This is a genomic window from Streptomyces sp. NPDC046712 (genome assembly GCF_040645695.1).
In the GTDB taxonomy this organism is placed as follows: Bacteria; Actinomycetota; Actinomycetes; order Streptomycetales; family Streptomycetaceae; genus Streptomyces.
On sequence record NZ_JBEYYW010000009.1, the window covers coordinates 1 to 15,196 of the forward strand.

Genomic DNA, 15,196 nt, shown 5'->3' on the forward strand with positions numbered 1-15,196 from the left:
GCCACCAGCGCGTCCAGCGCCTCACGCGGGAACCGGCCCTCCTCGTCCACCGCCGCGGCGAACGGCGCGATCTTCGCCTCCGCCAGCGCACGGACTGACTCCCGGAGCATGTCGTGCTCCTCGGACGGGCGATACAGGTCGAAATCAGCAGAACCCGCCATGCTCATTCACTCCCACGCTTGCTAACTACCGTTAAGTAACCCAAATGGTAGGGCGTGCCCGGGCGCCGGACCAAGGCCCGACTATGCTCGGGCAGGCATTCCGCCCGACGTCACTGGAGTCCCGTATGGCCCTCAAGATCACCGTGATCGGCACCGGATATCTCGGGGCCACGCACGCAGCGGCCATGGCGGAGCTCGGCTTCGAGGTCCTCGGTCTCGACGTCGTGCCGGAGAAGATCGAGATGCTGGCCACCGGGCGCGTACCGATGTACGAGCCCGGCCTCGAGGAGCTGCTCGCCCGGCACGTCGCCGGCATCGAGGGGTCGACGGGCCGACTGCGTTTCACCACGTCGTGGGACGAGGTCGGTGCCTTCGGCGACGTCCACTTCGTCTGCGTGAACACTCCGCAGAAGCACGGCGAGTACGCGTGTGACATGAGCTACGTCGACGCGGCGTTCACCTCGCTCGCGGGGGTGGTCCGGTCGGGCGCGCTGGTCGTCGGCAAGTCGACCGTTCCGGTCGGCTCGGCCGAGCGGCTGGCGGCGCTGCTGCCGGAGGGCGTCGAACTGGCCTGGAACCCGGAGTTCCTGCGGGAGGGCTTCGCCGTGCGGGACACCCTGCACCCGGACCGGGTGGTCGCCGGGGTACGGAGCGAGCGGGCGGAGAAGCTGCTGCGCGAGGTGTACGCCGGGCCGATCGCGGACGGCTCGCCGTTCGTGGTGACGGACTTCCCGACGGCGGAGCTGGTGAAGACCGCGGCGAACTCCTTCCTCGCGACCAAGATCTCCTTCATCAACGCGATGGCCGAGGTCTGCGAGGCCGCGGGCGGCGACGTCGCGAAGCTGGCGGAGGCGATCGGCTACGACGAGCGGATCGGGTCCAAGTTCCTGCGGGCCGGAATCGGCTTCGGCGGCGGCTGTCTGCCGAAGGACATCCGCGCCTTCATGGCGCGGGCGGGCGAGCTGGGCGCGGACCAGGCACTGACCTTCCTGCGGGAGATCGACTCGATCAACATGCGGCGGCGCGGCCAGATGGTCGAGATGGCGCGTGAGGCGCTCGGCGGCGGGTCGTTCCTGGGCAAGCGGGTGGCGGTGCTCGGCGCCACGTTCAAGCCGGACTCGGACGACGTCCGGGACTCGCCCGCGCTGAACGTGGCCGGACAGATCCACCTCCAGGGCGGACAGGTCACGGTCTACGACCCCAAGGGCATGGAGAACGCGCGCCGGCTCTTCCCGACGCTGGGATACGCGGACACGGCCCTGGACGCCGTGCGGGGGGCGGACGTGGTGCTGCACCTGACGGAGTGGCGCGAGTTCCGCGACGAGCTGGACCCGGCGGAGCTGGGGGCGGCGGTGACCTCGCGGGTGATCCTCGACGGCCGCAACGCGCTGGACGCGACGCGGTGGCGCGAGGCGGGCTGGGTGTACCGCGCGATGGGCCGCCCCCGCGCGTAGGGCCTGACCGGCCCTGATCCACAGGACACTCCCTGGGACAGAACATGCGGCGGCGCCCCGCCCACCCCGGTCGACGGGGTGGGCGGGGCGCCGTCGTGTCAGGCCGCGCGGCGGAGGCGCTTCGTGCGGGAGAGGAACTCGGTGTCCCGCAGGACCCTGGTCGCGTTCGTATGGGCCAGGGCGACCAGGTCCTCGGCGGGCCAGTCGCGGCGGAGGAGCTCCGCGAAGAGCGGGGCGTAGCCGCTCGCCGGGTCCACGGTGTGGGAGATGCCGATGCTCTGCGGGCCCGCCGTCGCGCGGAGGCGATCGAGGGTGGCGGCGGTCTCCGAAAGGTCACCGGCGACCGGGACCATGCAGACCCCGCCGTTCTCGCCGAGCAGGCGCAGGACGTCGTCCGGCAGCTCCTCCGGTTCCGCCCGGGTCAGCAGGACCGGGGCCCTGGTGAGCGCGAGGGTGCGGCGCACCGATTCCGGGTCGGCGCCGGACAGGTCCACGACGAGGCCCAGGCGGTTCATCTCCCGTACGGCCTCGCGGGCGAAGCCGTCGAAGCGGGGAAGGTTCACGGCCCGCGCACCGAGCGTGTGGTAGGCCCGCAGCGTGGCGAGCGAGCCGCCGACCGCCGCCCAGCTCACCGGGCCGAGGAGCGCGGCGACCCGTCCGCAGTTGACGGCGTCGGCCATCTCCGCGGTGCTGTGCGCGAGGCGCAGGTCCTCGGGGCAGGCCTCGATGAGCCCACGGATCGCGTCGATCCGCCGCAGCGTGCCGACCACGCCCTCTTCGGGCTCGACGTGCAGGGACCAGAGCTGGGCACCGGTCTCCGCCGCCCGCACCGGTGGAAGATCCTCCGGGTCGAAGACGCGCGGTGGCTCCGTGTGCCCCTCGACGACGGGCTGCGCCGCGAGCAGTGCCTGCGCACGGTTCAACTCGTCGAGGGACCGCGATTGTTCGGGGAGGTCGGGCTCTCCGGCGGGGCCGGTCGGCGCGACGGTGAAGGGCTGGTGATCATCAAGATCTGCCATGGTGTGACTCCGAACTGAACGAGCAGTACCGTCCACCGTGGCAGCCGGCCCGCCCCCCGGCGCGCGGGGTGAGCCGTTCGGGTGAGCGCCCCCGGATGTGCGAAGGCCCCGCCGAAGCGGGGCCTTGACCGACACTCCGTCAGGACGGCGGGGAGTCGAGCGAGTCGATCGTCGCGTTCGACGGCCCCCGCGTCTCCCGCAGGTCACGCGCGACCGCCTCCGCGTCCCGCAACGCGCGGACCGCGTTGGACCAGGTCAGCTTGGCGAGGTCGGCCTGCGACCAGCCGCGGGTCAGCAGCTCCGCGATCAGGTTCGGATAGCCGGCGACATCGTCGAGGCCGTCCGGGGTGAACGCCGTGCCGTCGTAGTCGCCGCCGATGCCGATGTGGTCGATGCCGGCGACCTCGCGCATGTGGTCGAGGTGGTCGGCGACGGTCGCCGCGGTGGCGATCGGGCGCGGGTTCTCCAGCTCGAAGGCGCGGTGGATCTTCATCGCGGCCGGCGTCGTGTCGAGGTGGTGCAGTCCGTGCGCCCGCATGTTCTCGTCGGCCCGGGCCGTCCACTCCACGGCCGCGGGGAGGATGAACTTCGGCACGAACGTCGCCATCGCCACTCCCCCGTTCCCGGCCAGCTGCGCGAGCACGTCGTCGGGGATGTTCCGCGGGTGGTCGCAGACCGCGCGCGCCGAGGAGTGCGAGAAGATCACCGGCGCGACGGAGGTGGCGAGCGCGTCCCGCATCGTCGTCGCGGCGACGTGCGAGAGGTCGACGAGCATCCCGATCCGGTTCATCTCCCGGACGACCTCGTGGCCGAAGGGGGAGAGACCGCCGACGCCCGGCTCGTCCGTCGCCGAGTCCGCCCACGCGGTGTTGTCGTTGTGGGTCAGCGTCATGTAGCGCACGCCCAAGGTGTGCAGCGCGCGCAGGGTGGCGAGGGAGTTGTTGATGGAGTGGCCGCCCTCGGCGCCCTTCAGGGAGGCGATACGGCCCTCCCGCCGGGCCGACTCCATGTCGTCCGCGGTCAGCGCGGGGGCCAGCTCCGCCGCGTACCGCTCGAGGAGCTGGTCGACGATGTCGATCTGCTCCAGGGTGGCGCTGACCGCGTCGTCGCCGGTCAGCTCGCACGACACGTACACGGACCAGAACTGGGCGCCGACTCCTCCGGCGCGGAGCCGGGCCAGGTCGGTGTGGAGCGCGCCGGTCTGGTCGGCCGCGATGTCGAGCCGGTCCAGGTCGTAGTGGGCGTGCTTGCGCAGCGCCCACGGCAGGTCGTTGTGACCGTCGACGACCGGGTGCGCCGCGAGCAGCTCGATCGCCTCCGCCAGCCGCTCGGCCGCGGTCACTTCGCGAAGCCGAACGACTCCGAGCCCTCGACCTTGGCGCGCAGCCGCTTGCCCTTCTCGGTCGCCTGCTCGTTCAGCTCCTGCTGGAACTCCCGCATCCGGCCGAGCAGTTCGGCGTCGTGGGAGGCGAGGATCCGGGCCGCGAGCAGACCGGCGTTGCGCGCGCCGCCGACGGAGACCGTGGCCACCGGCACACCGGCCGGCATCTGCACGATGGACAGGAGCGAGTCCATGCCGTCGAGGTACTTCAGCGGGACCGGCACGCCGATGACCGGGAGCGGGGTCACCGAGGCGAGCATCCCCGGCAGGTGGGCGGCGCCGCCGGCGCCCGCGATGATCGCCTTCAGACCGCGGTCGGCGGCCTCCTCGCCGTACGCGACCATCTCGCGCGGCATCCGGTGCGCGGAGACGACGTCGACCTCGTACGGGATCTCGAACTCGTCCAGGGCCTGCGCCGCGGCCTCCATGACGGGCCAGTCGGAGTCGGATCCCATGACGATGCCTACGACGGGGGTCACGGGGCCGGTCGTGCTGCTCATTCGGTGATCGTTCCTCGCAGATAGCCGGCGGCGTGACGGGCGCGCTCCAGCACGTCGTCCAGGTCGTCGCCGTAGGTGTTGACGTGCCCCACCTTGCGGCCGGGCTTCACGTCCTTGCCATACATATGGATCTTGAGCTGCGGATCCCGGGCCATGCAGTGCAGGTAGGCGTAGTACATGTCCGGGTAGTCCCCGCCCAGCACATTGCACATGACCGTCCACGTCGCGCGCGGGCGCGGATCGCCGAGCGGGAGGTCGAGGACGGCCCGGACGTGGTTGGCGAACTGCGAGGTGATCGCGCCGTCCTGGGTCCAGTGGCCGGAGTTGTGCGGACGCATGGCGAGTTCGTTGACGAGGATGCGGCCGTCCGTGGTCTCGAAGAGCTCCACGGCCAGATGGCCGACGACGCCGAGCTCCTTGGCGATCCGCAGCGCCAGCTCCTGCGCCTGGCCGGCCAGCTCGTCCGACAGGTTCGGCGCGGGTGCGATCACCGTGTCGCAGACGCCGTCGACCTGCTGGGACTCGACGACGGGGTAGGCGACGGCCTGGCCGTGCGGGGAGCGGACGATGTTCGCCGCGAGCTCGCGCGCGAAGTCGACCTTCTCCTCGGCGAGCACCGGGACGCCCGCGCGGAACGGGTCCTGCGCGTCGGCCTCCGTACGCACGAACCAGACGCCCTTGCCGTCGTAGCCGCCGCGCACGGTCTTGAGGATGATCGGGAAGCCGCCCACCTCGGCCGCGAAGGCCGCCGCGTCCGCCGGATCGGCGACGATGCGGTGGCGGGGGCTCGGCGCGCCGATCTCGTCGAGCTTGGCGCGCATCACCCCCTTGTCCTGGGCGTGCACCAGCGCGTCGAGCCCGGGGCGGATGACGATGCCGTCGTCCTCCAGGGCTCGCAGATGTCCGGCGGGGACGTGCTCGTGATCGAAGGTGATCACGTCACATCCGCGCGCGAAGTCACGCAGCGTAGCCAGGTCGCGATAGTCGCCGATGACGACCTCGCTCACCACCTGCGCCGCCGAATCCTGCGGGGTGTCACTGAGCAGCTTGAACTTGATGCCGAGGGGGATGCCCGCCTCGTGGGTCATACGGGCGAGCTGACCGCCACCGACCATGCCGACTACCGGGAACGTCACCCTCTTAGGGTATCCGCACGATGCGCGGACCCTCCGCCGCCTGTGGTTTACGACAGCTGGAGTGGGTTTTCCCGTGGTTTGCAATGTCCTCGGGCAGGTGCCAGGTGTGGTGGTTAGCATGGCTTGGTTGACGAAACCGATCGGACGGGGCTGAGCATCACCATGAGTGAACCCAGCGCACTGCGTGTGCGGCTTGATCGGCTCACGCGCGAGTTCGCGAAGTTCGGCGCGGTCGGTGGTGTCGGCCTCCTGGTGGATCTCGGGGTCTTCAACCTCGTACGCCATCTCACGGAGGTCCCCGTCGTCCGGGCGAGCATCATCGCCACCGTCGTCGCGATCGGCTTCAACTACCTGGGCTTCCGGTACTTCACCTACCGGGACCGCGACAAGAGCAGCCGGACGAAGGAGCTGACGCTCTTCCTGCTGTTCAGCGTCGCCGGCCTGGTGATCCAGAACGGCATCCTGTACGCGGCGACGTACGGGTTCGGCTGGGACACCCCGCTGCAGAGCAACTTCTTCAAGTTCTTCGGGATCGGCGTCGCGACGCTGTTCCGCTTCTGGTCGTACCGGACCTGGGTGTTCCGGACGCTGCCGGCGCGGGAGGCGGTCCAGACCGCCGAATCGTTCCTGGAGCAGGCGCCCAAGCAGGCGACCAGGAAGCAGCCGGACCGCGTGCGCTGACGGACACGCGCTATCGGACGGGGCGCTCTCGCGCCTCGTCCCTGCGGCTTCTGACCTCGCGGCTCAGGAAGAGCGCGAAGACCGGGGGCTGCTGCTGGAGGAGCTCCAGCCTCCCGCCGTCCGCCTCCGCGAGGTCCCGGGCCACGGCCAGACCGATACCGGTGGAGCTCCGGCCGCTGACCGCCCGCTCGAAGATCCGCGCGCCGAGGTCGGCGGGGACGCCCGGGCCCTCGTCGGTGACCTCGATCACGGACTGGTTGCCGGTGACCCGCGTGCGCAGGGCGACGGTGCCGCCGCCGTGCATGAGCGAGTTCTCGATCAGCGCGGCGAGGACCTGGGCCACGGCTCCGGGGGTGCCGACCGCGCGCATGCCCTGCTTGCCCGAGTGGACGATGGCCCGGCCGGCGCTCCGGTAGGCGGGGCGCCACTCCTCGATCTGCTGCTTGATGACCTCGTCGAGGTCGAAGGCGATGGCGGAGCCCGTGCGGGGGTCGCGGGAGTTCGTCAGGAGCCGCTCCACGACGTCGGTGAGCCGCTCGACCTGCGTGAGCGCGATCGTCGCCTCCTCCTTGACCGTGTCGAGGTCGTCGGCCACGGCCACCTCCTCCAGGCGCATGGAGAGCGCCGTGAGGGGCGTACGGAGCTGGTGCGAGGCGTCCGCGGCGAGCCGGCGCTCGGCGGTGAGCATCCGGGCGATCCGCTCGGCCGAGGCGTCCAGGACGTCGGCGACCCGGTCCAGCTCCGGCACCCCGTACCGCTTGTGGCGCGGTCGGGGGTCGCCGGAGCCGAGGCGCTCGGCGGTCTCGGCGAGGTCGGTGAGCGGGGAGGTCAGCCGGTTCGCCTGCCGTACGGCGAGCAGGACGGCGGCCACGACGGCCAGCAGGGCCACGGCGCCGATGATCAGCAGGGTGCGGCCGACCTCCGCGGTGACCGTGGACCGGGACTCCTCGACGGTCACGGTCTCACCGCGCTCGCCCTCGGCGCTGCCCCGGATGACGCTGCCTTCGGGGCGGGTGCCGATCTCGATGGGGGCGCGGCCGGGGATCTCGATCAGGGCGTACCGCTTGGCGCCGCTCTGCTCGGAGAGGATGTCCGGATTGACGGGCTCCCCGCCGATGAGCCGGCTGTCGACGATGGAGACCAGCCGCACGGCCTCGGAGTCCACGCTCTCCTGGGCGCTGCTGGAGATGGTCCGCGTCTCGACGATGACGAGGGAGACCCCGAACACGCCGATGACGACGAGGACGACGGCGAGCGTGGAGTTGATGAGACGGCGACGCACGGGGAGCCCTCCGGGGGCGGGCGGGGTACGGGGTACTGGCCCGAGCGTACGGCGCGCGGGCCCCGGGGCCGGTGCTAGCTCTTCTCGAAGCGGAAGCCGACGCCCCGGACCGTGGCGATGTAGCGGGGGTTCGCCGCGTCGTCGCCGAGCTTCTTGCGGAGCCAGGAGATGTGCATGTCGAGGGTCTTGGTCGACGACCACCAGGTGGTGTCCCAGACCTCCCGCATCAGCTGGTCGCGGGTGACGACCCGGCCCGCGTCGCGGACGAGGACTCGGAGCAGGTCGAACTCCTTCGCCGTGAGCTGGAGCTCCTCGTCGCCCATCCAGGCGCGGTGCGACTCGACGTCGATCCGTACCCCGTGCGTGGCGGGCGCGACGGCCGGCTCGGTGGCGCCGCGCCGGAGCAGGGCCCGGACGCGGGCGAGGAGCTCGGCGAGGCGGAACGGCTTGGTGACGTAGTCGTCGGCGCCCGCGTCGAGCCCGACCACCGTGTCGACCTCGTCGGCGCGGGCCGTGAGCACCAGGATGGGAACCGTGTGCCCTTCGGAGCGCAGCCGCCGGGCGACCTCCAGGCCGTCCATGCCGGGCAGCCCCAGGTCGAGCACGACGAGGTCGACGCCGCCCTGAAGTCCGGCGTCGAGGGCGGTCGGTCCGTCCTCCCGCACCTCGACCTCGTATCCCTCTCTGCGCAGCGCGCGGGCCAGCGGTTCCGAGATGGATGCGTCGTCCTCGGCGAGCAGTACACGGGTCATGGGGTGATGGTAGTCCGCACGACGGACGGCCCGGAGCGTGATCGGAAGGGTGACCACGGCCCCTGCGGTTCAGGGACGTTAACCTGCACATGACCTTGGATTGGGGTCCGTTGGTTCCTTGGTCACCTGTGATCCATCTCTCAAGTCCTTCCATATCCGGCACTGTCGTGTCGTATGGTGGCGAGTGGTTCTGATGCGGTAATCGGGGACCTTTGGCCCGCTTGTGGCGCCAAGGGTCTCTTTTCTGCGCAAGGTCGGCTCCGCCGACCTTGAGGACAGTGAACGACCTGTGGGCCGGGTTCCGTGACGTGAAGACACGTCCGGGGCGTGGATCCCGGCGGGGTGCGACCGCTCCCCTCCCGGTGCCGGCCTCCCCCACCGGGCGCACCACGCTCACAAGGCGCGCGTCCCGACAGAGCAAGGATCGACATGGCGTCCAGCCTGACGACGGCTTCGACCGGAACCCCCGGTTCCGAGAAGACGTTCCTCGGCCACCCCCGCGGCCTGGCCACCCTCTTCTTCACCGAGATGTGGGAGCGCTTCTCCTACTACGGCATGAGGGCTCTCCTCGTCCTGTACCTGGTTTCCGGCGGCGCGGACGCCGCGACCGGCAGCCAGGGCGGCGGCCTCGCGATGACGGCGGCCACGGCGACGGCGATCTACTCCGTCTACGTCTCGATGGTCTACCTGATGGCCATGCCGGGCGGCTGGTTCGGCGACCGCGTCTGGGGCGCTCGCAAGACCGTCACCATCGCCGGTTTCGTGATCATGGCCGGTCACGCCTCGCTGGCGATACCCGGCCAGGCGATGTTCTTCGTCGGCCTGGCGCTCGTCGCCGTCGGCTCCGGTCTGCTGAAGGCCAACATCTCCACGATGGTCGGCCACCTCTACGACGGTCCGGACGACCCGCGCCGTGACGGTGGCTTCACGCTCTTCTACATCGGCATCAACCTCGGTGCGTTCGTCGCGCCGTTCGCCGTCGGCACCCTCGGCGAGAAGGTCAACTGGCACCTCGGCTTCGCGCTCGCCGCGGTCGGCATGGGTCTCGGCCTCGCGTGCTTCCTGGCCTTCACCAAGAGCCTGAGCCCGAAGAGCGCCGTCGTCCCGAACCCGCTCTCCCCCGAGGAGCGCAAGAGCATCCTGGTCAAGGTCTGCCTGGTCGTCGCCGCCGCCGCCGTCTTCTACGGCGCCGTCGTCGCGCTGGGCATGTACACCCTGAACTGGGCGCTCGTCCCGATCACCCTCGCGGGTCTGATCATCCCGGTCGCCGTCCTCGCACGCATCAAGCGCGACAAGGACCTCAGCGCGGGCGAGCAGTCGAAGATGAACGGCTACATCTGGTTCTTCGTCGCCGCCGCCGTCTTCTGGATGATCTACGACCAGGGTGGCTCGACCCTGTCGCTCTTCGCCGACAGCAAGACCGCCGACTCCGTGTTCGGCATCGGCTTCCCGGCCACCTGGTTCCAGTCGCTGAACCCGCTGTTCGTCATGGCGCTGGCCCCGGTCTTCGCCTGGCTGTGGCTGTGGCTGGCCCGCAAGAACCAGGAGCCGAACACCATCGTGAAGTTCGCGATGGGTCTGGTCCTCGTCGGTGCGTCGTTCTTCGTCTTCATCGTCCCGATGGCCATGGCCGGCGACGGCACCAAGGTCTCCCCGATGTGGCTCGTCTCGATCTACATGATCCAGACCATCGGTGAGCTCTGCCTCTCCCCGGTCGGCCTCTCCGTCACGACGAAGATGGCGCCGCAGAAGTACGCCTCCCAGATGATGGGTGTCTGGTTCCTCGCCGTCACCGCCGGTGACTGCACCACGGGTCTGCTCTCGCTGGCCGGTGTGGACCTCAACGGCACAGGGATCATCGGAATGCAGGCCGCACTGGCGGTCCTCGCCGGATTCGCGGTCTTCATGTACCGCAAGAAGGTCCAGGCGATGATGGGCGGCGTCCACTGACGTCCCCGTCCGTACGGGCCTGAGGTCCCCCTACGCCCTGAGGGCGTGGGGGGACCTCCACGCACCGATTCCCGGTGCGGCGGCCCTCTGCCGTTCCCGTACCTATGTCACCTCCGCAGCCGCGCCCACGGGGTGAACGTGAACACCGCGCCGCCGAGCAGGATCACCGTGCCGGCGACCAGGGCGAGTGCGCGCAGGGCGCCGTCGTCCTCCGCGCCGGTCTCGGCGAGGCCGCCGCCCGAGCCCGAGCCGGAACCGCCGGTGCCCGTGGTGGAGGAACCGCCGGTCGCGCCGCCCTCCTGCTTCGTCGTGTCGAGCTCCAGCGAGGCCTGGACCGTGCCCTTGACCTGGCAGGGGATCACGATCGGCGAGCCGCCGAGCGAGACGTTGATGGTCAGGGTGCCGGGGCTGAGCGTGGCCTTGCCGCTGGCGCCGGGCTTGTACGTGCCCTTCATGTCCGGCAGGTCGACCGGCTTGCCCTGCTCCAGCGGGGCGGCGTTCGCCGGGCCCTCGACCTTGACCGTGCCGCTGTCGGCGCCGCCGAGCTTGACCGCCATGGAGGGCTTCAGGGCCCCGGCGGGAAGCGGGGCGGGGCTGTCCATGACGCCCTTGGCGGTCTTGACCGTGAGGTCGTAGCTGCCGCCGTTCTTCTTGGCGTTGATGGTGACCTTGGAGGTGATGTTCGCCGGGCCGGGCGACTGGCAGGAGAACTGGACCGCGACCTCCTTGCCCGTGAAGTCGGTCTGCCCGCCGCCGCCTCCGGAGGTGCCTCCAGAGGTGCTGCCGCCTCCCGAGGTGCTGCCGCCTCCCGAGGTGCTGCCGCCGGAGGTGCTCGAACCGCCGGAGGTCGTGCCTCCCGACGTGGTCGTGCCGCCGGACGAGCTGCCGCCCGAGGAGCCTCCACCCGCCGTCACCTTGATCGTCGCCCCGACCGCCACCGTCTCCTTCGGCGAACACTTGGTGTCCGTCGACATCGGCTTCGAGACGTTGATGTTGTACTTGTCCGGCGTCAGCGTGATCTCGCCGGCCTTCTCCAGCTTCAGCTTGCCCTTCATGTCCGGCAGGACCATCGGGCTGTTCTTCGGGATCGGCGGGTTCTGCCGCGGGCCCTCCATGTTCAGCGTGCCGCTCGCCGCGCCGCCGACCTTGATGACACCGGTCGGCTTCACCGTGTCCTTCTCCAGGTCGAGGATGTCGGGGTTCTTGGACGCGGCCTCGACCGTCTTCCAGACGACCTCGACCTCGTCGCCGACCTTCGCCTCCGCCGGCGCCGTGATCTGCACCTTCGTGGTGCCCTGCACCGGTGGCAGACCGGAGATGGACGGCGGAATGCACTCGGTCTTGTACGAGACCTCGGCGGCCTGAGCGGGGCTGGCGGCCAGCATGATCCCCGCGCCGCCGAGCATCAGCGCGACTCCTGCCGCGCTCATCCTCCGTTGCGTGCTCACTGGTGTCCCTTCGTCGTCGGGCTGATCTCTGACGGTGCGGACGGTGCGGAGTCCGGGGTGAACCACGGCAGGACCGTGGTCGTCGTGGTGTTTTCGTCCCGCTCGGGGGCCGGGCCTGTTTCAGATGTACGTACGAGAGCGCGGCGGCGTCGGTGTCCGGCGCGGGACCCGGCGGCGCCGCCCGGCCGGACGCGGTCCACCACCGCCATACCGATCCGGAAGAGCGCGGCCGGGACGACGACGGCGAGCAGCAGCCAGAACAGCGTCACGCCCCAGGGCCGGCCGACCCCCCACGGCTGGTCGACCAGGACCTTGTCGGCGTACTTCACCGACACCTCGTAGTCGCCGTGCGCGCCCGCCGACAGTTCGACGGGCAGTCTGACCTGGGCCTTCCTGCCGGGCTCGATCGTGCCGCGCCACTGGCGCTCCTCGTACCGCGGCGAGAAGACACCGTGGCTCGTGCCGACCTGGAAGACCGGGTCCTTGACCGGGGTCTGGCCGAGGTTGCCGACGGTGAAGACGATCTCGCGGCGGGCGGGGGCGCCGAACCAGACCAGGACGCCGCTGGAGCCGTCGAGGCGTACGGAGGCGAGGACGGCGAGTCTGCCGTCGCCGGTCGCCTCGGGCAGCGGGGCGGTCGGATGGCCGGCGACCGTGAAGGCGACGTCCACGACGTCCTGCTGTCCGGTGACCCCTGCCACGTGCACCACGCAGGGGCAGGGTTTGGGCGGCTCGGCCACCGGCATCTTCTGGCTGAAGGCGCCCTTGGCGTCGACGGTGGCGGCCCGGCCGAGGGTGTTGGCGCAGGAGTTGGTGCCGCCGATGACGCCCTTGCCGGGCGCGGACTGCCCGCAGATCAGCAGCATGAGCAGCGCGCCCGGCTTCCACCCGGCCCCGCTGACGGTGATCTCGCCGCCCTTGCCGCCCTCGGTCTGCGACAGGGCGACAGTGGGCCCTGGCGCCGACGCGGACGCCTGGGCGGCGGGCGGCAGGAGGGCGAGCACGAGCACGGCGAGGAGGACCCCCACGGCCGCGCCTGCGGAGACGACGGCCGTGCCGGCAGCGGGGACCGGCCCGTACCCCCGTCGGCGGCTCCGTGCCGCGAGGCGGGCGCCCGGCCGGGGGGCACCGGCTCCGTCCGCCCGGCCGTGGTCGGCTGCCGTGGGCAGGCCGCGCGCGCCACGAGCGCGGCCGGGTGCGTCGCCCACGCGCGGGGCGTCCGGAGCGATTCGGTTCGCCGGTCCCGTACCGCTCGTACTCATCGGTCCGCTCCTGCCGTCACGCCCGCCAACCGGGGCTCCTCCACGGGGATTCCGAGCCCTTCCGTGGCCCGGTCGCGGCGCCTTCGGGCCGCGAGGACGGCCGCGCCCGCCACCGCGAACAGGGCGCCCGCCCCGGCGGCGATCGCGCCGCCGGACACGAAGACCCGCTCGGCACGGGCCGTCGCGGCGGGCGCTCCGGGGGCCGTGGCGCGCAGGTGCAGCGTGACCGAGTCGAGCGCGGGCGGGTCGGGCCAGGGTTCGCTGCGGGTGATCCGTTCGCCGGGGCGGAGGGTGAGCGGCAGGGCCCGCGCGGGGCGGTCGAGGACGGTCCCGTACACGCCGTCGGCGCGGAGGGACAGGCTCGGGGCGAGCACCGTGTTGCCGCGGTTGACCAGGGTGTAGTGCACGGTGCCCGAGCCGTCGAGCCGTACCTTCTCGACGGTGAGGGCCGCCAGGCTCGGTCCGCTCACCCGTAGGTGCACCGGCACCCGTGCCACGCGCCCGCCCGCCTCCGCGCTCACCGTTCCCCGGTGCTCCCCGGGCGCGGTGTCCGCCGTGACGGTGACGGCGAACGGCACGTCCGCGCGGGTCCGCGCCGGTACCGTCACCGTCCGCGCGGCGAAGGCGAGCGGGGTGCCCTGCCCGCTCAGCCGTACCGTGAGCGGCTTCGGGCCCGGGTTGGTCACGGAGAGGGTGTCCTCCAGGACGCTGCCGGCCGCGCCCTCCAGATAGACGTACGGGCGCCCCTCGGCCGCGCCCGCCGTCCATCCCGGCGGCGCGGGCGCGGCCGCCACCAACCCGAACACGACGGCCACCCACGCCCCCCGCATCAGCGCGCCGTGCGCCGCGTGAGCCAGAGCACCCCGGCCGCTCCGGTCAGCAGCACCGTGCCACCGAGGGTGCCGAGCGCCGCCGCGGAGTCGAGCGGTCCGGTCTTCGGCAGCTCGCCGCCGCTGGTGGACTGCGTCCCGCCGGAGTCCGAGGATCCGCCCGCGGCCGTCACCTCGAGCTCCAGCGAAGGTTTCGGGTTGTTCTTCGGGGTGCAGACGGCCGCGTCCATGCCGAGGGCGTGCACGGTGAGCAGCCCGGCCGTGAAGGTGACCTTGCCGCTCTTCTTCGGCGTGTACGTGCCCGTCAACTGCCCGATCTTGATGGGCGTGTTGGGCGGGATGGCCGTGGTGTTCGGCGTGCCCTTGACCTTGATCGTGCCCTCGTCCGCGCCGCCGAGCTTGAGCTCGGCGCGCGGGGTCATGACGCCCTTGGGCAGTTCGATGGGGCTGTCGGAGACGCCCTTCTCGAAGGACATGGTGATCGTGTAGGCGTTGCCACTCTTGACGGCCTTGATGTCGACGGGCGAGACCGCGCTCTTGGGCCCGATCTTCGTCTCGCACGCGTAGTTCACGTCGACGACGGCGGCCTGCGCGGCGGGGGCGGAGGCCAGGACCGCCGAGCCCGCCACCGCCGCTGCCAGCGCGAAAGCTGTTCTCCTCCGGTACGGCACCTCAAGCACCCCTCACCGCGAAGTTACTGACGGCTTATCAGATTGGGCGTCAAGGTACGCCTGGGGCGTTGCGGAGGGAAGACAAAGTGGGGAGGCAAGACGAAGTGACGTCCGAAGTGCGCGCGGCGCCCGTCGCCGGGCGCCATCGCGGTCGTCGCACGCGTGTTTCAGGCGGGAGCGGCCAGTTCGGCCCAGACCGTCTTGCCGGGGGCGCCCGGCCTGCGCTCGATGCCCCAGTCCAGGCAGAGCCGCTGAACGATGAACATGCCGTGCCCGCCGGGCCGCCCGGCCCGGTGGGGGGTGCGCGGCGCGGGCTGCCCGGCGCCGCGGTCGGTGACCTCCAGGCGCAGCACCTTGGGCCGGCGCAGCACGCGCAGCACCTCGGGCCCCTCGGCGTGCAGACAGGCGTTGGTGACCAGCTCGGAGACGACGAGCAGGACGTCCTCGGCGGCGGCCCTGGCGTCGGCGCCGGCGGCCGGCAGCCAGCCCCAGTCGTAGAGCGCCGTCCTCGTGAAGTCGCGGGCGAGCGGGACCGTGCCGCTGGTGGCGCCGAGCGCGAGCGTACGTACGTCGAGATCGACGGAACCCACGACGGGGCCCACCGGCTCCTCGACCTCCCTGCCACCGGCAGCAGTGTCCATCAGCGCTTCACCTCACCGATTCAACCGA

General features: G+C 71.5%; 15 protein-coding genes. 3 read left to right on the forward strand and 12 right to left on the reverse strand.

Annotation, left to right across the window (positions count from 1 at the left end; genetic code table 11):
* Positions 1-161: acyl-CoA dehydrogenase family protein (locus ABZ939_RS13975; RefSeq protein ID WP_361853888.1), on the reverse strand; the 161-nt coding region annotated here is incomplete at its 3' end.
* Positions 162-286: 125 nt separating this feature from the next.
* Here ABZ939_RS13975 and ABZ939_RS13980 point away from each other — a divergent pair.
* Positions 287-1,615: a UDP-glucose/GDP-mannose dehydrogenase family protein gene (locus ABZ939_RS13980; RefSeq protein ID WP_361853259.1), complete on the forward strand. Its 1,329-nt coding sequence runs from the start codon at positions 287-289 to the stop codon at positions 1,613-1,615.
* Between the two features lie 98 nt (positions 1,616-1,713).
* Here ABZ939_RS13980 and ABZ939_RS13985 read toward each other — a convergent pair whose 3' ends face one another.
* From ABZ939_RS13985 to ABZ939_RS14000, 4 genes are all read right to left on the reverse strand, one after another.
* A complete protein-coding gene (locus ABZ939_RS13985; protein ID WP_361853262.1) occupies positions 1,714-2,634 on the reverse strand; it encodes a membrane dipeptidase in 921 nt (306 codons plus the stop codon).
* Positions 2,635-2,773: 139 nt separating this feature from the next.
* Positions 2,774-3,976: a dipeptidase gene (locus ABZ939_RS13990; protein ID WP_361853265.1), complete on the reverse strand. Its 1,203-nt coding sequence runs from the start codon at positions 3,974-3,976 to the stop codon at positions 2,774-2,776.
* Entirely contained in the window at positions 3,973-4,515 is a 543-nt protein-coding gene (gene purE / locus ABZ939_RS13995) for a 5-(carboxyamino)imidazole ribonucleotide mutase (protein ID WP_361853268.1), read from the reverse strand. Before purE ends, ABZ939_RS13990 begins: the two co-directional genes overlap by 4 nt.
* A complete protein-coding gene (locus ABZ939_RS14000) occupies positions 4,512-5,651 on the reverse strand; it encodes a 5-(carboxyamino)imidazole ribonucleotide synthase (RefSeq protein ID WP_361853271.1) in 1,140 nt (379 codons plus the stop codon). Before ABZ939_RS14000 ends, purE begins: the two co-directional genes overlap by 4 nt.
* Before the next feature lie 162 nt (positions 5,652-5,813).
* Between ABZ939_RS14000 and ABZ939_RS14005 the strand changes: the two genes are divergently transcribed.
* Entirely contained in the window at positions 5,814-6,332 is a 519-nt protein-coding gene (locus ABZ939_RS14005; RefSeq protein WP_361853274.1) for a GtrA family protein, read from the forward strand.
* Between the two features lie 10 nt (positions 6,333-6,342).
* Here the strand turns inward: ABZ939_RS14005 and ABZ939_RS14010 are convergent, their stop codons facing one another.
* Positions 6,343-7,614: an ATP-binding protein gene (locus ABZ939_RS14010; protein ID WP_361853277.1), complete on the reverse strand. Its 1,272-nt coding sequence runs from the start codon at positions 7,612-7,614 to the stop codon at positions 6,343-6,345.
* Positions 7,615-7,688: 74 nt separating this feature from the next.
* Complete coding sequence (locus ABZ939_RS14015; protein ID WP_189602000.1) at positions 7,689-8,366, reverse strand: response regulator transcription factor; 678 nt, start codon at positions 8,364-8,366, stop codon at positions 7,689-7,691.
* 429 nt (positions 8,367-8,795) lie between these two features.
* Here ABZ939_RS14015 and ABZ939_RS14020 point away from each other — a divergent pair, with 429 nt between their 5' ends.
* Positions 8,796-10,316, forward strand: a complete 1,521-nt coding sequence (locus ABZ939_RS14020) for an oligopeptide:H+ symporter (protein ID WP_361853280.1) — start codon at positions 8,796-8,798, stop codon at positions 10,314-10,316.
* A gap of 107 nt (positions 10,317-10,423) precedes the next feature.
* On the opposite strand, the gene ABZ939_RS14025 is transcribed toward ABZ939_RS14020, so the two are convergent.
* The 5 genes from ABZ939_RS14025 to ABZ939_RS14045 all read right to left on the reverse strand — a co-directional run bounded on the left by ABZ939_RS14025 (position 10,424) and on the right by ABZ939_RS14045 (position 15,168).
* Positions 10,424-11,746 carry a hypothetical protein gene (locus tag ABZ939_RS14025; protein ID WP_361853283.1) on the reverse strand — a complete coding sequence of 441 codons (1,323 nt, stop codon included), beginning with the start codon at positions 11,744-11,746 and terminating at the stop codon, positions 10,424-10,426.
* Positions 11,747-11,760: 14 nt separating this feature from the next.
* Positions 11,761-13,026 (reverse strand): hypothetical protein, encoded by a 1,266-nt coding sequence (locus tag ABZ939_RS14030; RefSeq protein ID WP_361853286.1) that lies wholly within the window; start codon positions 13,024-13,026, stop codon positions 11,761-11,763.
* Positions 13,023-13,832 carry a hypothetical protein gene (locus ABZ939_RS14035; RefSeq protein ID WP_361853891.1) on the reverse strand — a complete coding sequence of 270 codons (810 nt, stop codon included), beginning with the start codon at positions 13,830-13,832 and terminating at the stop codon, positions 13,023-13,025. The genes ABZ939_RS14030 and ABZ939_RS14035 overlap by 4 nt, the downstream gene beginning before the upstream one ends.
* Positions 13,833-13,855: 23 nt before the next feature.
* On the reverse strand, positions 13,856-14,527 hold the full coding sequence (locus tag ABZ939_RS14040; RefSeq protein ID WP_361853289.1) for a peptidase: 672 nt from the start codon (positions 14,525-14,527) through the stop codon (positions 13,856-13,858).
* Positions 14,528-14,694: 167 nt separating this feature from the next.
* A complete protein-coding gene (locus ABZ939_RS14045) occupies positions 14,695-15,168 on the reverse strand; it encodes an ATP-binding protein (RefSeq protein WP_361853292.1) in 474 nt (157 codons plus the stop codon).
* Positions 15,169-15,196: the final 28 nt, after the last annotated feature.